General features: G+C 43.0%; 20 protein-coding genes and 1 tRNA gene. 8 read left to right on the forward strand and 13 right to left on the reverse strand.

Going from position 1 to position 24,251, the window contains the following annotated elements; all coding sequences use genetic code 11:
* Positions 1–19: 19 nt before the first annotated feature.
* The 6 genes from prsR to DXX92_RS18090 all read right to left on the reverse strand — a co-directional run bounded on the left by prsR (position 20) and on the right by DXX92_RS18090 (position 6,389).
* Positions 20–1,369: a PEP-CTERM-box response regulator transcription factor gene (prsR, locus tag DXX92_RS18065; protein ID WP_116002063.1), complete on the reverse strand. Its 1,350-nt coding sequence runs from the start codon at positions 1,367–1,369 to the stop codon at positions 20–22.
* Between the two features lie 23 nt (positions 1,370–1,392).
* The gene (gene prsK / locus DXX92_RS18070) at positions 1,393–3,420 is read right to left on the reverse strand and encodes an XrtA/PEP-CTERM system histidine kinase PrsK (protein ID WP_116002064.1); all 2,028 of its coding nucleotides are present in this window, start codon (positions 3,418–3,420) and stop codon (positions 1,393–1,395) included.
* 26 nt (positions 3,421–3,446) lie between these two features.
* On the reverse strand, positions 3,447–4,547 hold the full coding sequence (locus DXX92_RS18075) for a nucleotidyltransferase domain-containing protein (RefSeq protein WP_116002065.1): 1,101 nt from the start codon (positions 4,545–4,547) through the stop codon (positions 3,447–3,449).
* Positions 4,544–5,449: an HprK-related kinase A gene (locus DXX92_RS18080; RefSeq protein WP_220347673.1), complete on the reverse strand. Its 906-nt coding sequence runs from the start codon at positions 5,447–5,449 to the stop codon at positions 4,544–4,546. Before DXX92_RS18080 ends, DXX92_RS18075 begins: the two co-directional genes overlap by 4 nt.
* Positions 5,446–5,616, reverse strand: a complete 171-nt coding sequence (locus DXX92_RS19120) for a hypothetical protein (protein WP_181901782.1) — start codon at positions 5,614–5,616, stop codon at positions 5,446–5,448. The genes DXX92_RS18080 and DXX92_RS19120 overlap by 4 nt, the downstream gene beginning before the upstream one ends.
* A gap of 101 nt (positions 5,617–5,717) precedes the next feature.
* Positions 5,718–6,389: a hypothetical protein gene (locus DXX92_RS18090; protein WP_116002067.1), complete on the reverse strand. Its 672-nt coding sequence runs from the start codon at positions 6,387–6,389 to the stop codon at positions 5,718–5,720.
* A 283-nt stretch (positions 6,390–6,672) separates the two neighbouring features.
* On the opposite strand from DXX92_RS18090, the gene DXX92_RS18095 reads away from it, so the two are divergent.
* The 3 genes from DXX92_RS18095 to DXX92_RS18105 all read left to right on the forward strand — a co-directional run bounded on the left by DXX92_RS18095 (position 6,673) and on the right by DXX92_RS18105 (position 9,642).
* Positions 6,673–6,749, forward strand: a tRNA-Arg gene (locus DXX92_RS18095).
* A gap of 219 nt (positions 6,750–6,968) precedes the next feature.
* A complete protein-coding gene (locus DXX92_RS18100) occupies positions 6,969–7,739 on the forward strand; it encodes a UDP-2,3-diacylglucosamine diphosphatase (protein WP_116002068.1) in 771 nt (256 codons plus the stop codon).
* A 187-nt stretch (positions 7,740–7,926) separates the two neighbouring features.
* Positions 7,927–9,642 (forward strand): GNAT family N-acyltransferase, encoded by a 1,716-nt coding sequence (locus tag DXX92_RS18105; RefSeq protein WP_116002069.1) that lies wholly within the window; start codon positions 7,927–7,929, stop codon positions 9,640–9,642.
* 120 nt (positions 9,643–9,762) lie between these two features.
* Here DXX92_RS18105 and dapE read toward each other — a convergent pair whose 3' ends face one another.
* On the reverse strand, positions 9,763–10,944 hold the full coding sequence (gene dapE / locus DXX92_RS18110; protein WP_116002070.1) for a succinyl-diaminopimelate desuccinylase: 1,182 nt from the start codon (positions 10,942–10,944) through the stop codon (positions 9,763–9,765).
* Between the two features lie 193 nt (positions 10,945–11,137).
* On the opposite strand from dapE, the gene DXX92_RS18115 reads away from it, so the two are divergent.
* The 4 genes from DXX92_RS18115 (at position 11,138) to DXX92_RS18130 (ending at position 16,030) form a co-directional block, all read left to right on the forward strand.
* Positions 11,138–12,256 carry a ketoacyl-ACP synthase III gene (locus tag DXX92_RS18115; RefSeq protein ID WP_116002071.1) on the forward strand — a complete coding sequence of 373 codons (1,119 nt, stop codon included), beginning with the start codon at positions 11,138–11,140 and terminating at the stop codon, positions 12,254–12,256.
* 110 nt (positions 12,257–12,366) lie between these two features.
* Complete coding sequence (locus DXX92_RS18120) at positions 12,367–13,008, forward strand: single-stranded DNA-binding protein (RefSeq protein WP_116002072.1); 642 nt, start codon at positions 12,367–12,369, stop codon at positions 13,006–13,008.
* Positions 13,009–13,158: 150 nt separating this feature from the next.
* Complete coding sequence (locus tag DXX92_RS18125; RefSeq protein ID WP_147301988.1) at positions 13,159–15,303, forward strand: SHOCT domain-containing protein; 2,145 nt, start codon at positions 13,159–13,161, stop codon at positions 15,301–15,303.
* 235 nt (positions 15,304–15,538) lie between these two features.
* On the forward strand, positions 15,539–16,030 hold the full coding sequence (locus tag DXX92_RS18130) for a TVP38/TMEM64 family protein (protein WP_116002074.1): 492 nt from the start codon (positions 15,539–15,541) through the stop codon (positions 16,028–16,030).
* 35 nt (positions 16,031–16,065) lie between these two features.
* On the opposite strand, the gene DXX92_RS18135 is transcribed toward DXX92_RS18130, so the two are convergent.
* From DXX92_RS18135 to ccoG, 3 genes are read right to left on the reverse strand one after another with little or no spacing between them, the layout of a single operon-like run.
* Complete coding sequence (locus tag DXX92_RS18135; protein WP_116002075.1) at positions 16,066–16,704, reverse strand: thiol:disulfide interchange protein DsbA/DsbL; 639 nt, start codon at positions 16,702–16,704, stop codon at positions 16,066–16,068.
* Positions 16,705–16,714: 10 nt separating this feature from the next.
* On the reverse strand, positions 16,715–17,692 hold the full coding sequence (locus DXX92_RS18140; protein ID WP_116002076.1) for a serine/threonine protein kinase: 978 nt from the start codon (positions 17,690–17,692) through the stop codon (positions 16,715–16,717).
* Complete coding sequence (gene ccoG / locus DXX92_RS18145) at positions 17,692–19,131, reverse strand: cytochrome c oxidase accessory protein CcoG (protein ID WP_116002077.1); 1,440 nt, start codon at positions 19,129–19,131, stop codon at positions 17,692–17,694. The genes DXX92_RS18140 and ccoG overlap by 1 nt, the downstream gene beginning before the upstream one ends.
* A gap of 129 nt (positions 19,132–19,260) precedes the next feature.
* On the opposite strand from ccoG, the gene DXX92_RS18150 reads away from it, so the two are divergent.
* Positions 19,261–19,614: a hypothetical protein gene (locus DXX92_RS18150; RefSeq protein ID WP_116002078.1), complete on the forward strand. Its 354-nt coding sequence runs from the start codon at positions 19,261–19,263 to the stop codon at positions 19,612–19,614.
* Here the strand turns inward: DXX92_RS18150 and DXX92_RS18155 are convergent.
* The 3 genes from DXX92_RS18155 to DXX92_RS18165 are packed head-to-tail and all read right to left on the reverse strand — an operon-like array spanning position 19,591 to position 24,246.
* A complete protein-coding gene (locus tag DXX92_RS18155; RefSeq protein WP_116002079.1) occupies positions 19,591–21,927 on the reverse strand; it encodes an FdhF/YdeP family oxidoreductase in 2,337 nt (778 codons plus the stop codon). The genes DXX92_RS18150 and DXX92_RS18155 overlap by 24 nt on opposite strands.
* 2 nt (positions 21,928–21,929) lie before the next feature.
* On the reverse strand, positions 21,930–22,811 hold the full coding sequence (gene fdhD / locus DXX92_RS18160; RefSeq protein ID WP_116002080.1) for a formate dehydrogenase accessory sulfurtransferase FdhD: 882 nt from the start codon (positions 22,809–22,811) through the stop codon (positions 21,930–21,932).
* Positions 22,812–22,866: 55 nt separating this feature from the next.
* Complete coding sequence (locus tag DXX92_RS18165; protein ID WP_116002081.1) at positions 22,867–24,246, reverse strand: formimidoylglutamate deiminase; 1,380 nt, start codon at positions 24,244–24,246, stop codon at positions 22,867–22,869.
* Between the last annotated feature and the right edge of the window lie 5 nt (positions 24,247–24,251).

The raw sequence follows: 24,251 nt of genomic DNA on the forward strand, positions 1-24,251 counted from the left end.
TGCCAGCAATGTAAAAAGCTTAGCCATGCAAGTTCAAGCCATATTTTTCAATTAAGCTATATAAGGTTGGGCGAGTAATGCCCAGTAATGCTGATGCTTTAGACATATTCCCGTCAGTTAACGCGTAGGCTTTTTGAATTGCAATGGTTTCAGCCTGTTCTCGTACAGTGCGCAAATTTAACGACAGCTCATAGTTATCGTCACCTGAATTTAATAACCCTAAATCTATCGCACTAACTTGGTTGCCTGCCGCCATAATGACTGAAGATTTGACCTTGTTTTGAAGCTCGCGAATATTTCCTGGCCAGCGATGCTGTTTGAGCGCTTGTATTGCATCATCGGCAAACCCTTTGATGTTGCGCTTATATTCAGCCGCATATTGTTGAAGGAAAAACTGGGCAAGAATTATAACATCCTCTTCACGATCACGTAGTGGTGGGATATTAATCGTGATTTCGCTGATACGATAAAATAAATCTTCTCGAAACTCTTTATTAGCAACCATTTCTTGAAGGTTTTGATTGGTTGCACACACCACTCTGACATCGACAGGAATTTCCTGCCGCCCGCCAATACGTTCAATTACTTTTTCCTGTAAAAAACGTAATAGTTTGGCCTGCAAATTAAATGGCATATCCCCAATTTCATCTAGAAATAACGTACCACCCTGTGCACACTCTATTTTTCCCTTTGTGGTGCGATGGGCGCCAGTAAACGCTCCTTTTTCAAAGCCGAATAATTCACTTTCTAATAAGGTTTCAGGAATTGATGCACAGTTAATCGCAATAAAAGGTTTCTTGGCGCGATCACTCACACTATGCACAGCCTTTGCGGTGACTTCTTTACCTGTGCCACTTTCGCCTAATAACAAGACAGAGATTTCTGTTGGTGCAACCCGTAAAATCATTTCTCGCATGCGATCAATCAAGGTGCTATTGCCGATAATCCCTGTTTCAGCACCGGCAAATTGCTTCATCGTGCGATTTTCTTTCTCCAAATTGGCGAGTGACATCGCACGAGAAACAATGACATTAATCACATCTGAATCAATAGGCTTTTGATAAAAGTCATATGCGCCAAGTGCAATAGCTTGTAGTGCAACATCATGATTATCGTTACCTGTTATCACGATAATTTTGGTATGTGGCGCTATTGCCAAAATCTCTTGCAAAGCAGCTAGCCCCTCGCTCGCATTAGCAGGATCTGGTGGTAGTCCTAAGTCTAAGGTAATTACGCTAGGTTCAAAGCGTCGAACGGCGGCAATCGCTTTCTCACGATTTTCTGCAAACACCACGTCGTAATCCGATAAGCTCCATTTTAGTTGCTTTTGAATACCGGTATCGTCATCAACTATTAGTAATTTTTCCATAAATATTGTTTTGCCTTATTCAATCACGCACATGGTATGTTCAATATAAAGGTACTTCCCTTGTGTTCTTCACTCGTCACCGAAATTGTTCCACCTTGAGACTCAACAAATTGCTTCGCCTCAAACACGCCAATACCCATGCCAGCGTTACCTTTAGTTGTGTCGAAGGGCTTAAACAAACGGTGCTTGATAAATGACTCACTCATACCTATGCCATTATCGCTAACAATGACCTCTACTTTATTATTTTTAGAAGCGATCTGCACTTTCACCCAACCTTCATCGTCTGTCGCTTCCTGCGCGTTTTGCACGATGTGGTTTAAAACAGGGCTAAGCTCTTCATTTACTTCGATGTTTAATTCTCCATCAATTTGAACGTCAACACTAGGTTTATTTATATTTCTTTGTGCGAGCACTTTATCGACCAAAGACGACAACAAAACATTTTGATTTCTATGTTCAGAATGTTGTTTATTACGCAGTTGTTGAAGCACTTTATTAAGCCGCTCTGTGGCTGATAACACGGTTTCAAATACATCATCAACAAAAGCAGGGTTATCACGATGTTTCGAAACATTGCTGTTGATCAAAGCTAGTTGGCCCTGAATATTCTTAAGATCATGTACCAAGAATGCCGACATTCGGTGAAAAGCTTCAAACTGTTTAGATTCGGCGAGCTTACTGTTCGCTTCATTCAACGAGATAAAATTGCTTAGCTGCTTAGTGACCGCAAACAGCAAGTCGCGATCTTCCCAATTGAGGAATGTTTGATTTTTGCCTCTAGCCAACATGAACAATCCCCATATTTCATTGTTATGAATTACAGGAATAATCAAATCAACATTGGCTTCCCGAAGTACAGTTAACTCAAGTGATAACCCCTGATACGCATCCTCAACAAAAAGATACTCTTGCACATCGATGATCCAGCCAGACTGATGGCAAAAATCAGCAATAGTCATCAAATTTTCATGTAACTGTTCATCAACTTGCATATCCATATTGATGGTACTGACTACTTTAAAGTGGTGATCCGCAGTTTTTTTAATTAAACAACCGCCAGGTGCATCGATCGATGAACAAATAACTTTTAACGATGTTTGATAGCTGTCTTCACTTTCACTTGCTTCAATTTGCTCAATAGAGCGAAGCCACTCAATGCGATAGTCATACTTATTGGCAAAAAAATGTTTGGTAATAAAAACTTTAACTTCACGACGTAGCTTCTCAGTTAGCAGCAAGGCTGCCAGTACAGCCATTCCAAGTGCCGCAAAAGAGATACTGAGCACATTGCCCCATTCACCACCAAACAATTTCAACGCGTAGCCTGCGAATGACAGCGTAAGTAAGTAGCCACCGGCGATTAATATCATTGAGCTGTAAAAAACGACTTCGCGCGAAACAAAAACATCAACAGACCAGTCTTTAATACGGCGAGCACTAACCAAGAAAAATGGCATACCTAGTGCAATAACATACCCTCGTGCATACCAAAAATTAAAATCAAGCTGGTCGAGCATTGAGGCTTGCGCAAAGATAATAAAATCAACCACCGTAATTACGCCAAGCGAAATCACTAATGGCCACAGCATCCATTTTTCTCGTGATTCGGCGTTACGATAAAGCTGCTCTAAGAGCACAATGACAAATAGATTTAAGACGAGAAATAATAAAAAGAGCGAGTTACTGCCGAGCTCTGTTTGATGAGCAAGAACCCAAGTAACTGCTGATAATACTATTAGACTCACTACATACTTGAGCAGCCAAGGCTGTTGAAGTAACTGTGACCATGCAGTTAACCTCGCACGAGCCGCAAACAAAAATATGATTAAGCTTAATAATTTAACATTTTCTGCAAGCAAAACCGGCTTCAGCGAGTTACTATAATAAACTTGAACAAAACCTGTGACGGTAGCAACCAAAGTAAAGAGTACGCTGCTGGCAATCAACACCGCGATGAGTGACTTCTTTCGAATAACAATAAGTAAAAAGAAAAAGACTAAATAAGCAAGCGACGCCGCGCCATAGCCAGTAATAGCAACCCAATTCATATTAATCCCTATACGTTACAGGCTAACTACAATGATATAGTTGCCTCATCTTTCTTCTTAAATACTCCAGCAAATGCTTTATATGTTAAGTGTGGCAGCAAGATATTAATCGGCATCTTTAACCAATGAGAGCGCACAAATAAGCACAGTGACGCCCATTTGTATTTAGAGTTTTGCCTCACTTTTAGATCAGGGTTCAACACGGTAGTAAATGCGTTAACTATTCGATTAGCAATAGTTTTTGATGGCAACCCTGACTCTAGATTTTTCATAACGAATGCATCCACTTGAAATGAAAAAAAGGCTTGTTGCAACCTAAGAGAATAATACAGAAGAAAGCTAACATTCAGCGCTTCAGCACGCTGACAAAGTCGCATTTGAAAATCATCATCTCTTTGTTGAAATTCAATTAGCATCAGATAGATATCATGAATATCACGAAAGCCATGATTAAACTCACCATCAAGTAACAAGTGAATTATGCTATGAAGTACTTTATCCTCATTACACAATGTGTTGGTGCTATGCTTATTTTCGGTGTCAATTTCCAATAACTTATCTGAGTTAAATGAAACTCGGCTAACAATTGGTAATAAATGATGATGAAGGTCTAATGTCATACCAGTTTTGGTGTTCACCATCGGCGGTAGCTCATGCATCCAGTCTCGGTAGTACTTTTGGTCATGCTCATCAAGTGACTTGACTTGCCAACCATTCCAACCAAGTATTTCTTCTGCCGCTTTGAGCTCTTCCTTTTTAACAAATACATCGATATCTGAGAACAATCTACCTTCACTACAAGTGAGCTTTTCCAGCAGATACGCACTGCCTTTTAAATAAACAGGTGTGATGCCTACCATACCTAACGTATTGTTAATTTTTTCAACCTCCCTTACCGCATCGTCGCGATGAGCAATGAAAACTTTATTTGCTGACTCAAAGTGCCATTTCATTTCATTCGGCACATGACAGAACAATTGTCGCTTAATAAGCATGGCATATACTCGAGCTAGCATGCCCGTATAATAGCTTTGCTCAATCAATTGTTGCCACTGTTCAGGTCGCCAAGCTCCCACTTCAGTGGGAGTGCTAAGAAATTTAATCAGAGGAGTTATCTTTATACTCATTCCACCAAAGAGTCCATTACTCTAATCGCATACTCTAAATTACCGTCATAATGAAAACTAAAACATTCCACTTGGTCGTGGAGTTTGCCTAAGGCACAAAATCCATCGTTAGCTAACACATTATAATTGAAAGAATTCTCAGCTAGTCTCATAAAGCTCTCACCTTTAGAGAGTTCGTTTAGTCTATTTTCAATGTTACGTTGAAACTTTGGGTAAACAACAATTGACGGAATCGCCAATTCACTTTTTGCTTTAAGGCTTTCAGAAGGAGCCCTGACATGGGCAACTGAGCCTTTTATAGTATCTTTAACTACGGAAGAAAAAGGATCATTGCCAATATAAGATTTAATCAAATCAATAGACTGATTTTTTAGACTGATTGGTCTGGGGTTGGGGTGAATATATGAATCATTTATATTTACCATAGTGAGTTCATCAGATAATAAGCGCCAGCCGCCTAATTCGACCAAGGCTGCGCACAATGTGCTTTTTCCGGCTCCAGGACTGCCAGGAAGAATCAACGCCTTACCATTTTTTTCGACGACAGCGGCATGAATAATCAAATATCGGTGATCATGACTCGTCACACACCAATTCAGCCCCCATTCAAATAGCGGGAAGGCTTGGGCGCATGGTAATGGACTAAAAGGCTCTATTCCATTAAAGCTGAATTGAACTTGTGGCTTCAGAAGCCCACGAATACCTGACGATCGTTGCAAAGAAACATTAAAATCAACCATTCCATCAACAATGGCGGCATTGCGATAAAGCTTTTTAATACCTCGTGCAACACTTACTATGTTAGACGAAAGTTTAACCGCGTAAGATCCTGCTTCGAATCTCAATCCAGCTGTTGTTAATTGACAAATTAACTCTTTCTCTGGTAAATCTTTGATAATCACTCAATACGCTCAATCAACTGCAATCGCTCCAGTGTATCAAGAGATTGTGACAAAGAATCCAGTTCAAACCTTTGATGATTTTCTAACGACATCAGTAACTGCTCTAGAGTCAACAAACGCTCATCTTCCAATGCAAAAAAAACCGCTGTTTCAATTGCTGGCAGCAATATAGTTTCTTTCGATAACGTATCAAATAACACCAATTCAGGGGGACAAGCATATGATAAAAGCTGTCTATGCTTGGTTTTTGTAACTCTCAAAATACTGATTAATGGTATAACTGAGCAAAGAACTTTTGTAGATCGAGTGTATCTAAGTTCAACACAGCACCAGTTGTTGTTGTGTAGGTTTGTTGCATTGAAGTGTAAGCCATGTAGACACCACGAATATCAATGGCATTGATTTTACCGTCCCCGTTACCCCAATTATAGTAATTGGCATTAAGGAAATTAGAAATCATATGGAATTCTAAAGTGCCAGGGTTTTTTAATAATACGTCGTGCAATGTATCTGAAGGGTCTACATACACACTAGGCGTTGCACCACTAAAGGCTTCCCATGCATAAAACAAAGTACCATCGGGATCGTCGGGATATATACCTTTCTTAGTATTGTAGCTTAACGAGCCAGCTTTTCGTGGATTAGGGTAAAAACCAGCCTTAATCCAATTATCTCTGCTGCCATCTTGGTTTCCAGTCTTGTAACCATTTTCTTTCCAACCACCAGGGCTGATTCCACCACAACCAACATTATGGCGAGCAACCCCCGAAGGATTAACAGATTGGAACCCGGAAAGGCTGCAAACGGCACCATAAGCTGGGCGACTAGCTAGCGTAATAGCCAAAGGCGTACCAATCACAGCCTTTTTGAAAAGGCTTCTACGCCCTTTCTGTTTCTGTGATGCTGAATTCACTTCCGCTGTAGACTTTTTAACGCTCATAAACCTTCTCAACTCTAAATGCCGCTAATGACTATTGGGGGCAACGACTTTTACAAAATTCAAGCAAAAAACAAACCATGTCATGAATAACGCATAACTACAGCGCTTCAACAACTATAACGATTTTTAGAACCCCTAAATTGTCAAAATTACTGACACTAAATGTAGTTAATTCACTGACTTTTAGTATAGTAATCTCATTAATAAGAGCTATCAATAAATAACATTTATTGCAGTAACCGCCTAGACACATGGCTTCATTATCTATACTATTTCGCCCGCTGCACCCATAGCTCAGCTGGATAGAGCGCTGCCCTCCGGAGGCAGAGGCCGCAGGTTCGACTCCTGCTGGGTGCGCCATCGCTCTATTATTCTCTTCTTGCTTAGCTTTCATAAATTCTTCAATGATTCCATTCGTCACTAACTCGTAAGTAAACCGTAAGCATTTGTTTAAAAAAACGTCACAGCTCTGACATAAATCACTTCTAGCATAGCCCCCGTAAGTTCGGTTATCGGAAATACGACACCAGCAAATTTACCGACAGCATTATTTTCCAACGGCATTGAGCAGGGCGCACTATGAAGCAACATCATCGCACGGTTTGGTTATCTGATATTCACCTAGGCTGCAAAGATTGCAAAGCAGACTTGCTGCTCGATTTTCTTCAATATAACACCATGGACACACTCTACCTAGTGGGTGATATTGTTGATTTTTGGGCATTAAAGCGTCAGTTTATGTGGCCAGAAAGCCACAACTGTTTGCTTCACGCCTTGTACCAAAAGTCACTTGATGGCACACATGTGGTCTATTTACCAGGCAACCACGACGAAATCATTAAGCCATATGCCAATATGCTATTCGGCAAAATCGAAATTAAAAAACGCCTTGTGCACACTACAGCACAAGGTAAGCAACTATTGGTATTACACGGTGATGACTTTGATGGCGAAGTTTGTTTGGGTAAATGGCAAGCTTGGCTTGGCGACAAACTTTATGATGTGCTGCTCTGGCTAAACCGCAACCTCGATCATTGTCGCAGAATGCGTGGCTTTCATTATTGGTCGCTGGCCGCTTACATTAAAAAACGCATTAAAAAAGCAAACGAAGCCATCGCCCGCTATCGTGACGCAACACTTAAGGAAGTTGCCCGAAATAATTTAGATGGCGTGGTATGTGGCCATATCCACCACCCCGAAATTGTTGAGCAAAATGGCTTGCTATATTGCAATGACGGTGACTGGATTGAAAGCTGCAGCGCCCTTACTGAAAATGCGTATGGAGAACTTAATTTATGCTACTGGACAACAATGCAACCTAAGCTGACCGTTGTCTCTATGGCGAGTTAATCGTTGTGCTAAGAGTTTTAGCTGAGTGCTTGTTAAGCACTTTTTAGGCATAGCTAACAGCCCCTTTAGAGTCTCAATAACAATGGTCATAAAAGCATCATCTAGCTGTCACCTTTTATTCATCTGCTTCACTTAACGTGCACAAAAGCTTGCCACAGAGTGAGTATTTCAGGTGTAAGGAAAGAATATGTTTCGAGTTGATGATGTAGTTGCACAAAACCTACCCACACTTAATGATAAGCCTTGGTTAGCAAAACCCGTAAAAGCAGCCTTAAGAGGCTTGTTGCACGAAAAAGAGTTCTTAGATTTCGAGCAAAGATATCCTCACCTCACCGGCTTAGATTTTGTTGAACAAGTGCTGAATATGTTCAATATCAGCTATTCAGTACGTGATTCAGAGCGTGAAAACATCCCCTCGACAGGACGAGTCGTTATCATAGCCAATCATCCTATTGGCTCGCTCGACGGCCTTGCACTGATCAAAATGGTTGCCGATATTCGCCGTGACGTCAAAGTAATAGTTAACAGCTTGCTGATGAACATCAAACCGCTCAGCCCGATGTTATTACCTGTTAACAATATGGGCGGTAAAACTCCCAAAGAAAACTTGCAAGCTATTCACGAGCACCTAGCGCAAGACAGCGCTATTATTGTGTTTCCAGCTGGCGAAGTGTCGCGTATTCGCCCAGCTGGTGTTAGAGATACCAGGTGGCACGCTGGCTTTCTAAAATTTGCACAAGCGGCGAAGGCTCCCATCGTACCTGTTTATATCAAGGCGAAAAATTCAGCGGCCTTTTATGGCGTTTCTATGATGTATAAACCGGCATCAACTTTGCTCCTAGTCAACGAAATGTTTAAACAACAGCAAAAAGACATCCCGATGCGCATTGGGAAGCAAATTCCATTTGATAGCTACCATGGTATGCCGCTTGATATTAAAACCAAAACGAAGCTGTTTAAGAAGCACTTATACCGTTTAAAAAATAATAAAGCCGATATATTTCAAACACAAAGCGCGATCGCCCCGATTGAAGATAGAAAAGTGCTGAAAAAAGCCATTAAGCAATGTGAATACCTTGGCACCACTCAAGATGGCAAAGGAATCTACTTACATCGCGCAGTTGAGAATGACCCGATCATGCGAGAAGTAGGTGTACTGCGTGAAATTGCCTTTCGTATGGTCGGCGAAGGTAGCAACTTACGACGTGATATCGACAAATACGACAGCCACTATTTCCACTTAATTTTGTGGGACAACGAGGAGCTAGAGATCGTCGGCGCCTATCGCCTAGCAGACACGCAAGCGGTACTTGATCAGCAAGGGTTATCCGGTTTATACACTCACTCGCTCTTTGAACTAACAGAACAAATGTCACCTTATTTAACACAAGGTTTAGAGCTTGGTCGCAGCTTTGTACAACCTAAGTACTGGGGTAAGCGCAGCCTAGATTATTTATGGTATGGCATCGGGGCTTTCTTGCAAAAGTACCCACATTATCGCTATTTGTTTGGGCCAGTAACCATGAGTAATGCACTGCCGCAATCGGCCAAAGAACTGCTAGTGTATTTCTATCAATTGTACTTTGGTGCAGACCGCGAGATCGCGCCGTCGCGATCTCCATTTACTTTAAACCAGCCAGCGATGGAACAGCTAAAGTCACAATTTGTCGGCGATGATTACAAAGCGGATTTCGCCAAACTTAAACACCTACTTGCTAATATGGGAACAAGCGTACCAACACTTTATAAACAATACAGTGAATTAACTGAAGCTGGCGGAGTGAAATTTATCGACTTTGGCGTCGACAAAGACTTTAACGACTGTATTGATGGTTTAGTATTGCTAGATATCACTCAACTTAAACGAAAAAAACGCGAGCGCTATCTGGGTGAAAACGAATAAAGCGTCACAAAGGTTTACTTAATAACACCGATTGACTGGCAGTATTTAGGTGCAATTTAAGTGCTACCATAAAGCTGCCGTAAATCTTACACAACGTAAATACAGTACACTTTTCGTCTATTAATCAATGCCCATCAAGCGTACCAATAACGTTTGATAGATTGCTTGTAGTTGTTGCAGGTCAGAAATTTTTACACGCTCGTTAACTTGATGAATTGTGCAATTTGGCACACCTAATTCAACAACCTGACAACCAGTCTGAGCGATAAAGCGCCCGTCAGAAGTACCACCTGAAGTCGATAACCTTGGAAAACGCTTGGTTACTTGATAAATCGCTTGTTCGACCACGCCAATTAAGTTCTGCTTATCATCCACCACTTCAGTCAAGTAAGGATGGCAAGGGCGCAACCATTCAATCGCGATCGTTTTTTGTATCTGGCGTAAGCCATCCTCTATTCGTTGCACTATGCTATGTTCGCTGTAAACATGGCTATAGCGAATGTTGAAACACAATTTACTTTGGCCAGGAATGATATTGTCAGTCCAACGACCAGTATCAATGCCGGTAATTTGCAAACTTGTACCTGGAAAATCATCGCTCCCCTCATCCCAAGATAAGTGATTCAACCAAGAGGCAATATCTGCCGCCGTATGTGCGGCATTATCAGCAAATTGGGGGTAAGCAGCATGACCTTGCCGGCCACTAATGGTCAATTCGGCAGAAATTGCACCACGCCGCCCAACTTTGATCACATCACCTGTTTTATGGCTGGCCGTAGGTTCACCGACAATACAGTAATCAGGCAATAAATCATGTGCCGCTAAGTGCTCTACTATCGATTTTGTGCCAAATTCAGCTTCGCCTTCTTCATCGCTAGTGATCAATACTAAAAACGTGTTTTTTTGTGTATTAATGCGATTAATTGTGGCTTCTATTGCCGCGAGCATCGCGGCGATTCCCCCCTTCATATCGGCAATACCGCGACCAATAATCTCATCACCTTTTAACGTTGCAATAAACGGGTCGGTGCGCCAGTTATCTTCATCGCCAGCAGGCACCACATCGGTATGACCGGAGAAAGCAATTTTCGTATCACCTTCCCCTAATGTCGCGACTAAATTAGCGACACCGTTATCGGTAAATTGATGTGTTTTAAAACCTAGCCTACGCAAAACCTCACCAATGTAGTCCTGACAACCAGCATCCATCGGCGTTATCGAGGGGCGATTAACTAAATTTTCAATATGTTCAAACAGTAAATAGTGTTCAGATAAAGAAAATTTTAGTGACGAAAGAGACATAACAACTTATACACTTTGCCAATTTTATCGTCAGCTTAGAAGACGTTATTGACAGTTCGGTGACAGTTCGGTGTCAATGGTATGAAACACTGACAAACCTCACTTTGTACTAATTTGTATCAAGGCTTTTAAAGCACGTTTTAGGTGAGTAGAATGCCGTCAACTACAACAGGATCAATAGAAGTATTAAGCTATGTCTGCAGACACTTTCGCTGAAAACAGTGCCCTACAAAATACCGCAACCTATGCCGAGATTACCGGCTGGGGTAAATGTGTACCACCAGCTGAATTAACTAATGATGATTTAGCTACATTTGTTGATACCAGCGATGAGTGGATCACCACACGTACCGGCATTAAATCGCGTCGCATTTCACATGTAAATACTGCTGAATTAGCAGCGCTTGCCGCAAAGCGTGCTATGGCAGCGGCCGGTATTAGCCCAGAAGAAGTTGACTTAGTTGCTTTAGCTACCTCATGTCCAGATACCATAGTGCCGAATACAGCTTCTAAAGTGCAGCAATTGATTGGCGCTAAAAACGCCGCAGCGTTTGATTTAAATTCAGCCTGTACTGGCTTTTTATATGCGCTGCAAAATGCGACAGCACAAGTACGCTCAGGCATGATCAAAAAAGCGGTTGTTATTGGTGCTGAACGCATGAGCTGGTGGGTAAACTGGGCGCTGCGTGAAACCGCAGTTTTATTCGGTGATGGTGCAGGCGCAGTCGTGATTGAAGCTAGCGATAAACCAGCAGGATTAGTCCACGCTAAGCTCGGCTGTGATTCAGAAGCTAGAGATATTCTTGAAATTCGCGGTTTTGGTACTGATATGGATCGTTACGAAAACCCACCGTCAGCCTTAGATGTGCACTTTATGGGGCCTGACATTTTTAAACGTGCTGTACGTGCAATGGGACAAGGCTCTGAAACCGTGCTTAAACAAGCACAGCTTAATGTTGAAGATATTGACCTTTTAGTCCCGCACCAAGCAAACTTGCGCATCATCGCATCCCTACAAAAACAGTTTAAGCTAACTGATGATCAGGTCATGGTAAATATCCACAACTACGGCAACACATCGGCGGCTACGGTGCCAATTGCACTTTGTGAAGCCGTTGAATCTGGTCGTGTAAAACCTGGCGCGAATATTATGACAGCTGCATTTGGTGCGGGTTTAACATGGGGTGCAGGTTATATTAAGTGGGGCGAGCGCGTGACACCAGTGAGCACCTGTGATGAAGAGCTGCCAGCCAACGATAAGTCAGCGAAAGAGTTACTGTCGATTGCAATTAAGCACTGCCTTAACCAATAAAACAATTAACCGTCTAATATCAATTAATTAATTCAATTGGTATGAAACTATGTTTTAATTAAAAAGCCGTAACCACGGCTTTTTTTGTTTGTGTTGAAGAGCTAAAACCTATGTCTAGATCTCGCCATCAGTTATGTCAGGTAACCTTACTGGGCAACCTAGTCGCTAAGCCTGAAATTCGCTATCAAGCGAATCCCGTACTTGCTGTTACAGAGTTAACACTGGCGACAACTCATCGATGGCAAGACAAGCAGCAACAAACCAAAGAGTGGACCAGCTACCACCAAATCAAAGTTGTTGGTAATGCTGTTGAAGAGGCGATCGCACAGGCCAATAAAGGAGACTTGCTGCTGGTAAGTGGTTACCTAGCAACAAATTCAATCAACCGCAGTGAGATTGTTCACGCAACAACTGTTGAGCACTTTGCGAAAGGTTTTACTCCCAATATTAACCAAGTAATTTGCAGTGCAGAACTGGTTTCAAACGTAGAATTAGTCACCAGCGAACGTGGTCAACCCCTCGCACATTTTAATGTCGCCATCTCGCACCGAGCCTATAGCGAACAAAAGCAACAACTTATAGATCACAACATCACTCGAACAGTACAAGTTTGGGGGCACACCGCTAGCCAACTTCATCAACAAGCGAGCTTGGGTGCAAACTTAGTAATTGAAGGGCGACTCACTTATGCTAACGACGCTGAAAAAACACAGCAAATTACCGCCAAAAGCGTTCACGTGTTACTCAAATAAATCTATTGAAACTGTTGATTTTTCGGTCATTAACAACGATTATTAGAGGATAATAACAAGCTACCAACAAGATCAGTTCAAGTAGATTGCAGTCGGTTGAGGTGCCAATTTTAAGACCATATGTGGGTCAACTTTAACGACACTGTAAGTATGAATACACTTCGTATTATAATTTTTTTAGCCTTTTACTTTTTGCTAGTCGCTTGGAGTTCAAGCGCAGAATTAAGCTTCAAACCTTTTGCCACCTTGCCGAAGCATATTGCCGAGCAGGTGATCGCTATATATCCCATTTCGAAATACTATCAACATTTTATAGTCGCTAGCGCATCTGGAGAGTTATTTATTCTTAATGCGAGTAAACGCCAGCCTGAGCTGACACCGCTGAACCACAAATTACTCACCGAAAAAGATAACTCAAGACTTCTTGCCATTGCACTACACCCTAATTTCGACACACGCGAGCAAAACGGCTACCACAAGTTTTATAGTGCTCATCAAGCTGCAATTGATCAAGCCAACACTAAAGCCAGTCGAATTGTAGGTCGGCAATTCAACAAAGACTCCCTGGAGCAAGATATTGTGCTTAAAGAGTGGCAATTAAGTGACAGCATTGACCTAGAAGAGGTCACTGTACGAGAGGTGCTGAGAATTGGGTTACCAACATCGACCACTGCAAAAGTACAACTGGCATTCAATCCTTACCATAGAGCGTGGGATGATAATTTTGGTTTGCTGTATATAGGTTTAAGTGCAATTAAAGGTTTCGCAACTTCACCACTTTATTCGGGCAGCATATTGCGTATCAAACCCGAACAATTTGGTTTAAAACCTTACACGGTTCCTCCAACAAATCCCTATGTGGAAAACGCAGAGGTTAACCAAGAAATTTTTAGGTTCAAACTGTCACAACTCGGTCATTTCACTTGGCCTGATAGAGTTAATGAAACACTTTGGATTGATCATCAAGACGAGCAGACACACAAGATCAGCCGGGCTTCTAACCCTTTATCCACCGTGTTTCGTTACAAAAATCTTGAGATCAGTGATTTTCAAATACTTCCCTATTACGGGAACCAAGCAGACCAGCTTTTTGGCTCCACTCTAGTGGTAAGTGTTCATCAAGACCAACCATATCTAGTAAGCCTAACCAAGCATGCCAGTAGCAGTGACTATCAATTAACACCAATTATACCGCTCGGCGTAGAGCTACCAGTAAAATTGTTTCACGATGCAGTTGGCGGCGTGCTGATGTATCAACCTTCGACAGGCATATTGTCTCGTTTAGTCAATAACCTTGCCGATTCAAAAGAAACATTGGTAACAGACTCCAATACGGGGTTAGATAAATTAATCGTTTTTCTGATAATGCTATCGCTGACAAGTTGGGGATTATGGCATACCTATCGTCGAATTAATAAGCGTAGATTCTCTGTTACCAGTTTTTACCAACAACAGTTTAATCACCTAGAACTATCCAGTGATCACAGTGTAATTCATCTGTTTAAACCGCACCAATCCGTCCCTAGTAAAAGCTTAGCAATTGGAAACCTTGCAGGGATTAAACTGCTTATCAACAATATCAGCGTGGTTGAGTTGTCCATTCAACAAGGCATGACCAATGACTTTGATAATATTTGGCGTCAGACATGTAATGTCGAAAAGCGAGAGAAAATGACTGACGGAAAGTTAAGGCATATTCAATTAGCTATAACTGACAGTGAGCGGCAAATATATTTAGTTAGTCTGTATCTACGCAAAGGTGATAATCGTATTTCAAAAGCGAGCTATCAGGCAGCGTTGGTCAATGCAGTAGACTGGGCATGGCGTTTGTCTGCATTACTTGCACCTGAAACGACGGAGCAAAGGGAAACGTCATCGGATGTAATTATCGATAAATCAAGACCTATAAAAACGCGAAAGACGTTTTTAAACTGCTCTGCACTCGCAAAAGCAAAAGCAAGTAGTCCGCTCTCTAGCGAAAACACCGTAAACAATTCAGACAACGAGAATGAAGAAAAGTGTGTAGAAGAAAGTAAAGTGGAAGCCAAAACAGAGCAAATAGCAGACACTACCCATGCTCAAAAAGCTGATGTTGATGATTTCCATTTATTTTCAACAACGAATACAACTGAAGAGCCAGGAGCCCTTGCCGAAAACAGTGGACTAACCCGTGGCCAAACTGATACGCAAATCATTTTAGCTTTAGAAAAACTCGTCAGCCTAAAAAAACAAAACTACCTCACTGAAGAAGAGTTTGAACAAGCAAAAGCTAAGTTACTTAACGGCTTGATGTAAGCGTGTAACTAATAAATCAAAATTCTGAAGCTTGCACTTAGCGGGCTCCCTTAATGCCCCTGCTTTATGTTTTAGCACTCCACTCATATAATGGCAGCACTGCCATTTACACCACGAAAAGTAGTAGAGCGCCAATATCGACAGCCTAAGCCAATTAATCACGAGTAGCACCTGGTTCACCGCCACGCCATCAGGCTTTTTACTTTGCTATCTCATCTTAAGTTTAGCGACTGGGATGGGGTTACCACGACAAGTAGCAGCGTTATCTACAGGTATGCTGTTTGGCGCGAAAGTAGGTTTTATGGTGGCTACAGCCGCCACAATTTCTGGTTGTATGCTAACGTTTTTGGCTAGCCGATATTTATTCGCCCGTTGGGTCTACCAGCGTTTTCCAAGTAAATCTTTGGTTATACATCGCTTTTTATCAGTTAATACTTTTACAAAAGCACTGATCATTCGAGTTTTGCCGCTGGGTAGTAACTTCATCACTAATATTGTCGCAGGTGCGACAAAATTACCTTTTACCCCCTATATTGCTGGCTCTGCGTTGGGCTTTATTCCACAAATGGTGATTTTTTCACTGGCGGGTGCAGGCATTAAATTAGCAGCAGAAACTCAACAGCAAATGAGCGTCGCACTAGCTGGGTTAGCGCTAGGGTTAATGCTCATGCTCTACATAAAGCATAAACACAAATTACAGGCGAAAAAAAAGCTTAGCCAAGGCTAAGCTTTTCGAAATCATAATTTCACCAAAAAGCGCCATTAGCCCTCTAGCGTAGACAAGTACTTCACAATGTTAATGTAGTCTTGTTCGAAGTTATTGCGGTCTAACTTATCAGCGTTGATACGGTATTTACCGTTTACAACGACTGTTGGAACACCCGTTAGTGCGCGTTTTTTCACTAAGTCGTTTTGCATTTTCTTCATCAACTTAGCTTTGCTATTCACTGAAAAGCTCTTAAATGCCTTGTCGAATGCCGCACCATCTACACCGTTTAATACGAAGATGTTGCGAATATCCTTTTCTTCGGTAATAGCACCGCGTTGTACTTGAATGTAGTTAAAAATCGCAGCAGCAATTTTGTCTTCAACTTTTAATTGTTGTGCAGTGGCTAACGCTTTAGTGACCATAAATTGGATTTCAGGCGTTGTAAAGCGTAAGAAATCAACGTGGTTACGTTCAAAAGACACACCTTCTGGCAGGTTCTTTTTCACGTTTGCAAAGAAAGGTTCAAAACGCAAACAATGTGGGCAATAAAAAGAAAAGTACTCACGAACTTCAGGCTTTTTAGATAACTGGTCACTGACTTTAGTGTACTGGTTACCTTCTTGGTAATTCGCGGCTTGTGCGGCAAATGGCAACAACATAACCATTAACAAACTAGCAAAAATTTTTTTCATCTCTGTTCCTTTACGGTAATAAGCTTAGCGGTGCCTGCGTTAAGGCAGCGTGTTGCTCTTTCAACACTAACACCTGTTGTTCCCAGTATTTATCGGTATTAAACCACGGGAAGTTACGCGGAAACGCTGGATCTTGCCAACGTTTACTTAGCCAAGCAATGTAATTGACTAATCGCATTGTACGCAAAGATTCTATCAAGACAAGCTCGCGCGCATCAAATGAAAAGAACTCTTCGTAACCGCTTAACATGGTGTCTAATTGTAAAAATTGTTGCGATCTATCCCCAGAGAGCATCATCCATAAATCTTGGATTGCTGGGCCTTGGCGACAATCATCTAAGTCAACAAAGTGTGGTCCTTGCTCGTCACGCCACAAAATATTACCGGCATGACAATCGCCATGTAAGCGTATGCTCGATTTTGGTTGGTACTGACTTAACGCCAGCTGAATCACTTGATCGAGTACCGTAAAAAAAGCATTTTCGATGTGCATAGGCACAAAGCCACTATTGGCTATCGTCTCACGTGCCTCAAGCAAAAATTCATTGGTGTTAAATGATGGGCGGTGCGCAAACGCTTGCTTGCTACCCACGGCATGAATGCGGCCAACAAAACGCCCCATCCATTCCAATTGATCTAAGTTGTCTACTTCAAAGATGCGCCCGCCACGGCATGGATAAAGCGCAAAGTGATACCCTTGGTGTTCAAATAAACTCTTACCATCGCGCAAAATCGGCGCAATTACTGGAATTTCTTGCTCAGCTAACTCTAGCGCAAAATCATGTTCTTCTTGAATTTGCGCCAGCTGCCAGCGCTGCGGCCGATAGAACTTAGTGACCCAGCGCTCACCGTGTTCATCCTGAAACTGATAAACACGATTTTCATAGCTATTAAGTGCTAATAAACCCGATTCAGCATAAACGCCAATGCTTTCTAAGCCGTCTAAAATGAGATCGGGCGACAGTGAAGAAAAATCAAAAACCGCCATTAGCGCTTCTTAAAGAAGCGACTATCGTGAGCTAAACGCACATCACTATCTTGCTCGGCAAGTTCAACAACAAAGGTAATATCAGTCATATAGTCTTTCAATTCGTATGGGTCAACGGCAATGCTAATTGGCAGAGTATATACTGATGCCGCCTTAACAAACACCTCGCTTTCACCAATCCACTTGGCGCCGTCAATTCCTTCAACGGACAATCGATAAGTGTTGTCTTGCTGCGACTTGTTCAAAATTTTCAGGGTGTAAACGTTTTCCACTTCACCGTTAAAGTTCTCGCGAGCTAATTCATTGCGGTCGCGAATAATGTCCATCGAAACGGGGACACGAGTAGCAATTTCATAACCTAACAATGAGGTCATAATGATCATCAAGGTTGCATAGCCAACTAATTTGCCACGCAGGATATGGACTTTCTTGCCTTTAAGCTCATGTTCTGTGGTGTAACGAATCAAGCCAGGTTCATAGTTCATTCGCTCCATTACGCCATTACAGGCATCGACACAAGCACCACAGTTAATGCACTCGTATTGTAAGCCGTTGCGAATATCTATGCCGGTTGGGCACACCTGAACACATAAATTGCAGTCAATACAATCTCCTAATCCTAAAGCTTTAGGGTCTTGTTTACGGCCACGTGCACCGCGATTTTCTCCGCGATTGTAATCATATGAAACCGTCAATGTGTCTTTATCAAACATTGCTGATTGGAATCGTGCATAAGGGCACATATGCAAACACATAATCTCTCGCATCCAACCGGCGTTACCGTATGTACAAAAGGCAAAAAACCAAACAAAGCCCGCTGCCATCAGCGAGGTTTCGAGTGTGAAAAAGTCGATAAACAGTTGACGAACAGGAGTGAAATAGCCGACGAAAGTGAGCGCGGTCAGCACGGAGAAAAAGAGCCAACAGAAATGTTTTAGCGCCTTTTTGCGCAGCTTAGTGGCATCCATTTTTTGCGCATCGAGCTTTTTACGCTGATTGGCTGTACCCTCAATTTTTTCTTCAAACCAGATAAAAATAAAGGTCCATACGGTTTGTGGACACATGTATCCACACCACACACGCCCTAAAAAGGTAGTGACAAAAAACAGTAAAAAAGCACTTAAAATAAACAGCCATGCCAGCAAGGTTAAATCTTGCGGCCATAGGGTTAGGCCCCAAATATTAAAGCGCTGCTCGCCAATATCGAAGAGTACCGCTTGTTGGCCATTAAAGTTCACCCAAGGAATGGCTGCAAACATAAACAAAAAGACGAAATTCATCTTTTGTCTTAACTGCTGATAGAAGCCTGTGACTTTGCGCACATAAATTTGGTCGCGCGGCTTATAGTGCTCTTGGCTACCACTTTTAGGTTGATGAATTTCTACATTCTTGACGGGAATTGCTGATTTGCCGCCTAGCTCTTTCTTGTTGTCACTCACTCTAAACCCTAGCCCCCTGGGATGATTGAATTTCGTTATGCAATAGCGCGCAATGTAATCGCTGTTTGGAATTTATTCTTTGATGAATTTTGATTATGCTACTGCCACTTCACCATTATATGATAAGCCATGAAAAATATATTGATCTTAATCGTCTTCGCCGCTGTTTTTCTTCACTTTTACCCGCAACCTGAGGTAACCACTTGGTATGAAGAAAAAAAAGAAGCGGTGCTTGAGATGTTCTCAGACGCCACAGATACCAAAGTGCGCCTAAAAGCCGATCGTGTTTTTAAAGATATTGAACCTAAATTCAATCAATTCAGACCCAGCGAAATCAAGCACGTGGAACAAATCACCAGCTCACGCAAAGCTATCGTTAGCTATTACAATGAATATTGCGCCAATAAACGTGATACTAAGCTATACGCAAAGAATCAGGCACTTGTTTGCCAAACCATGTCAAAGTATTCGAGTTTCTTCTAAGATTGGTTGATGTGGCGTGATCACAATAGCAATCGATTTTGAGGTTGGCGTAAAGCTTTGCTGACCAACACTGGCAAGCGGCACTAGCGCGTTAGCCTCAGGAAAATACGCGGCAGTATTGCCCGCTGGCATATCGTAAGGAATTAAGCGAAAACCAGTGACCTTGCGCGTGATTTCATCAGGCCAAAGCGACTCAATATCCACTAATTGCTCGGCTTGCATACCTAGTGCCTTAATGTCGTCTGAATTGATTAGCAGTACTTTACGATCACCGGAAATACCGCGATACCTGTCTTCAAAGCCATATACCGTGGTGTTGTACTGATCATGCGAGCGCAGTGTTTGTAAGGTAAATACGCGATCGCTAGATAATGCCCGCACCGACGCAGGCACTATCGCCTCAGGTAATGAATGAGACAAAATTTGTGCTTTTTGTTGCGATGTTTGCCACAAACGTTCAGCAGCGCTATTCCCCAAGTAGAAGCCACCTGGCGCCGTTAGTCGCTGATTCATGTTGTGAAACCCAGGAATGACTTGGCTGATCAGCTCTCGAATATTGCGATAATCTGTAATCAACTCCTGCCAGTTAACGGGTAAATTACCTAGCGTCGCCTGTGCAATACCCGCGACAATTGCCGGCTCTGAGCGCATCTCCCCTATCTCACTTGCCACCACGCCAGCCGAGGCATGAACCATAGAAAACGAGTCCTCCACCGTAACTTGCTGAGGCCCACTCGCTTGTTGATCAATATCTGTGCGCCCTAAACAAGGCAATATTAATGACTGTTTACCCGGCGTTACGTGGGTGCGATTAAGCTTGGTGGCAATATGAACGGTTAGCTGGCAATTCGCCATCGCCTGTTTGCTCAATTCGGTATCGGGTGTTGCCGCCACAAAGTTACCACCGAGACCGACAAATACTCGACTGTGACCTGACAGCATAGCTTCAATCGCTTGCACGGTATTGTGACCATGGGCTCGTGGGGGTTCAAAGTCAAAAACCGCCGCTAATTTGTTTAAAAATGCAGGATCTGGCTTTTCGTTAATCCCCATGGTGCGATCACCTTGCACATTCGAGTGCCCACGCACCGGACACAACCCCGCACCACGTTTACCAATCTGACCAAATAACAACTGCAGGTTGGTCATTTCCTGAATAGTGGCCACTGAATGCTTGTGCTGCGTAATACCCATTGCCCAAGTAAAAATCACGTTGTCGGCATTTTGATAGAGCGTTGCCGCTTGTGCTAGTTGCGACCGACTAAGCCCAGATTGCTGCTCGATATGCTGCCAATCTGTGGCATCAACTGCGGCTAAATAATCTGCCATTCCCTCGGTGTGCGCCGCAATAAAATCGAGATCGAATACTGAAGCGCCTTTTGCTAGCGCCTGTTGATGACGTTCAGCTAGCACTTTCACTATGCCGCGCACCGCCGCCATATCACCGCCAAGGTTCGGCTGAAAATAATGACTGGATATTTGGGTGGCGCCGCCAGTAAGCATTTCGGTAGTTGATTGCGGATTCGTAAAGCGTTCTAAACCTCGCTCTTTTAACGGATTAAAACTGACTATCGTAGCGCCACGGCGTGATGCCTGACTTAACGTATCCAACATACGCGGGTGGTTCGTGCCCGGATTTTGCCCAAAAATGAATATTGCATCAGCGTGTTCAAAATCAGTTAAAGTGACAGTTCCTTTGCCGACACCAATTGCTTGTTTTAACGCTACGCCACTCGCTTCATGGCACATATTGGAGCAATCAGGAAAGTTATTCGTACCATAAGCGCGCACAAATAACTGATATAAAAATGCCGCTTCGTTGCTGGTACGCCCGGAAGTATAAAATTCTGCCTGATTTGAGCTTTCTAGCTGTGTTAAATGCTCGGCAACAAGGGCAAATGCCTCATCCCAGCTAATCGCTAGGTATTTGTCTAAGGCGCTATCATAGCTTAGCGGCTGCGCCAGCCGCCCTTGATCTTCTAAAAAGAAATCACTTTGCTTTGCCAGCCAGCTCACCGTATGCTGAGTAAAAAACTGTTCACCTACGCGGCGCCCAGTTGCTTCCCAATTCACCGCTTTTGCGCCATTTTCACAAAAGCGAAAACGCCCGGGCTCATCCTTTTCACCCCAAGCGCAACCTGGGCAATCAAAGCCATGAGTTTGATTGGTTTTTAGTAGGTTTTTAATGTTTTTAGCAACATTATCACTACGCAACAAATGCTTAGCTGTGCTTGCCAGTGCTCCCCAGCCGCCGGCACTGCCTTGATACTGGCTATAAGTTTTTTTTTGATTGGCATTCGATTTATCTGACATAGCTAATTTTCCATCGCCAACTGAGATTGGCCACAATAAACATTGGCTTGTTGCGCCTTTGTAAAACCAATGAGTGCAATATTAAAATGTTTAGCTGTTGTTATCGCTAAATCAGAGGGTGCGCCGACCGCGACAATAACAGGAATACGTGCAGCTACTGCCTTTTGCACTAGCTCGAAACTGATACGGCCACTGAGTACCAACACGCTTTGTGCTAACGATAGATTATGCTGATAGGCATGCCCCAGCACTTTGTCGACGGCATTGTGACGACCAACATCCTCCGCAATAACCAGTTCACTTGTTGAATTAGCAAGCCAAAGTCCTGTACCATGACTGCCGCCAGTTTGCAGAAATAATGATTGTCGCTCTCGAAGCTCACTAGGCAGTGAAAGCAACTGTTCTGGCTTTAACCAGCTACGCTTAGGGTTAAGCGGCTCAAATAATAACGCCAACTGCTTTAATTGGCTTTGTCCACAAACACCACAACCAGACTGACTGACAAATACCCGCTCAAAACGCTGCCAGTCAACCTCAATATGCTGCTTCAGCTTCACTTCCGCTAAGTTATCTTCTTCAAGTATTAACGCCTCAACCTCTACCAAGGTGTTAACTACGCCTTGTGAAACCAAGTAACCGAAGACTAATGCCTTATCATCGCCAGGTGTGCGCATGATGACTGCTAGCGAGCGACGTTGCCACCGCCCCTGCTGGTAATAGTTCAGCATAATTTGCAGGGCTTGTTCGCTTGCCACACTATCGCTCATTGGCGCTAAATTGACTCGCCCCGCGTTAGTTTGGTCAGAGCCTATTTGCTCGAAGCTGGGAGCCGAGATCACTAGCTGGGTTTTATTGATAACAGTCGCTTGATTCGTTGATTCCACGTTGGGCAATTAATTTCTCTATCTATGTCAGTAGTTCTAGGTTAACGGTTAATGTTCAGCGCTTTAATCGTGCCAGTAACGTGCTAAATTTCTCGTGTGTTGCTTGCTCGTTAGGATGCTTGCCCTCAGTCACGACCCATTGGCCATTCACCATAACGTCTGCAATAGCATTGGCGTGTGTGGCAAACACTAAGCTATCAAGGCAATATTTTGCGCCACTGGCATATACGGAAAGTTTAGCTTCATCTAAAACAAGTAAATCAGCTTGTTTACCAACCGCCAACTCCCCTGTATTGGACGAAGTACTCTGCGCGCCGCCTTTAGCCGCCGCTTGCCATAAATATTGACCGACCGACGGGGTCTGAGGTGTAGCCAAAACTGCACGCTGCTGCTTCGTTAAGCGCTGGGCATACTCTAACCAGCGTAATTCTTCCACTGGGCTAACCGAAATATGGCTATCGGATCCTATCGCCCAGCTCCCGTGCTCGTTAATAAATTCCGTGGTCGGGAATATTCCATCACCTAGATTAGCCTCTGTTGTTGGGCAAATGCCAGCAATGGCACCACTGGCAACAATACCTTGTCGTTCCTTAGCATCAATATGAGTAGCATGAATTAAACACCAATGCTGATCGAGTTCAGCATTATCTAAAAGCCACTGCACAGGGCGTTTTTCATAATGTGCCAAGCAATCATTCACTTCTTTTTGCTGCTCAGCAATATGAATATGAATAGGTGCGTGTTTATCTTTGCTTCGCACATATGAAACAGCTTCAAGCAAAGAAGATTTATCAACAGCACGCAGCGAGTGAGGCGCAATACCTACATTGCTGTTAGGCTGGCGCTCAGCAAGTGCAAAGCAATCATCAACCAAAGCATTAAACGCATTCATTGAATGGATAAATCGCTTTTGGCCATCATTTGGCGTCTGCTCGCCAAAACCACTAAAGCGATAAAGCACTGGCAACATCGTAAGGCCAATGCCACTGGCCTTTGCCGCATTAAAAATAGCTTCAGCCATTGCCGCAGGTTTTGCATGTACATGCCCCTGGGGATCGTGATGCAAATAGTGAAATTCAGCAACACGGGTGTAGCCTTGTTTGACCATCTCAATATATAGCTGCTCGGCAATCAACTGTGCATCGTCAACCGTTAGTTGTTCAAGGAACTGGTACATAATATTGCGCCAAGTCCAAAAGCTATCTTTCATTTCGCCTTGGCTATTTTCGCTCCCTTGCTCACTGAAGCCAGCAAATGCGCGTTGAAATGCGTGAGAGTGACAGTTCACCATACCCGGAATCACAATACCTTTAGTGACATCGGCGTAGGATTCACAGCCTTCAGCCATTGCGGTGATCAAGCCATTGTCGATGGTGATAATTTGGTTTTCCTGCCAACCCTTGCTGGTTAACACTTGTTTAGCAAAAAGTTTCATTGCAA

This window comes from Thalassotalea euphylliae, assembly GCF_003390395.1.
Taxonomy (GTDB): domain Bacteria; phylum Pseudomonadota; class Gammaproteobacteria; order Enterobacterales; family Alteromonadaceae; genus Thalassotalea_F; species Thalassotalea_F euphylliae_C.

Excerpts from the sequence above, each read along its gene's own strand:
- prsR (WP_116002063.1), bottom strand. The coding sequence starts at position 1,369 with ATGGAAAAATTACTAATAGTTGATGACGATACCGGTATTCAAAAGCAA.
- prsK (WP_116002064.1), bottom strand. The coding sequence starts at position 3,420 with ATGAATTGGGTTGCTATTACTGGCTATGGCGCGGCGTCGCTTGCTTAT.
- DXX92_RS18075 (WP_116002065.1), bottom strand. The coding sequence starts at position 4,547 with ATGAGTATAAAGATAACTCCTCTGATTAAATTTCTTAGCACTCCCACT.
- DXX92_RS18090 (WP_116002067.1), bottom strand. The coding sequence starts at position 6,389 with ATGAGCGTTAAAAAGTCTACAGCGGAAGTGAATTCAGCATCACAGAAA.
- DXX92_RS18100 (WP_116002068.1), top strand. The coding sequence starts at position 6,969 with ATGAAGCAACATCATCGCACGGTTTGGTTATCTGATATTCACCTAGGC.
- DXX92_RS18105 (WP_116002069.1), top strand. The coding sequence starts at position 7,927 with ATGTTTCGAGTTGATGATGTAGTTGCACAAAACCTACCCACACTTAAT.
- dapE (WP_116002070.1), bottom strand. The coding sequence starts at position 10,944 with ATGTCTCTTTCGTCACTAAAATTTTCTTTATCTGAACACTATTTACTG.
- DXX92_RS18115 (WP_116002071.1), top strand. The coding sequence starts at position 11,138 with ATGTCTGCAGACACTTTCGCTGAAAACAGTGCCCTACAAAATACCGCA.
- DXX92_RS18120 (WP_116002072.1), top strand. The coding sequence starts at position 12,367 with ATGTCTAGATCTCGCCATCAGTTATGTCAGGTAACCTTACTGGGCAAC.
- DXX92_RS18125 (WP_147301988.1), top strand. The coding sequence starts at position 13,159 with ATGAATACACTTCGTATTATAATTTTTTTAGCCTTTTACTTTTTGCTA.
- DXX92_RS18130 (WP_116002074.1), top strand. The coding sequence starts at position 15,539 with ATGGGGTTACCACGACAAGTAGCAGCGTTATCTACAGGTATGCTGTTT.
- DXX92_RS18135 (WP_116002075.1), bottom strand. The coding sequence starts at position 16,704 with ATGAAAAAAATTTTTGCTAGTTTGTTAATGGTTATGTTGTTGCCATTT.
- DXX92_RS18140 (WP_116002076.1), bottom strand. The coding sequence starts at position 17,692 with ATGGCGGTTTTTGATTTTTCTTCACTGTCGCCCGATCTCATTTTAGAC.
- DXX92_RS18150 (WP_116002078.1), top strand. The coding sequence starts at position 19,261 with ATGAAAAATATATTGATCTTAATCGTCTTCGCCGCTGTTTTTCTTCAC.
- DXX92_RS18155 (WP_116002079.1), bottom strand. The coding sequence starts at position 21,927 with ATGTCAGATAAATCGAATGCCAATCAAAAAAAAACTTATAGCCAGTAT.
- DXX92_RS18165 (WP_116002081.1), bottom strand. The coding sequence starts at position 24,246 with ATGAAACTTTTTGCTAAACAAGTGTTAACCAGCAAGGGTTGGCAGGAA.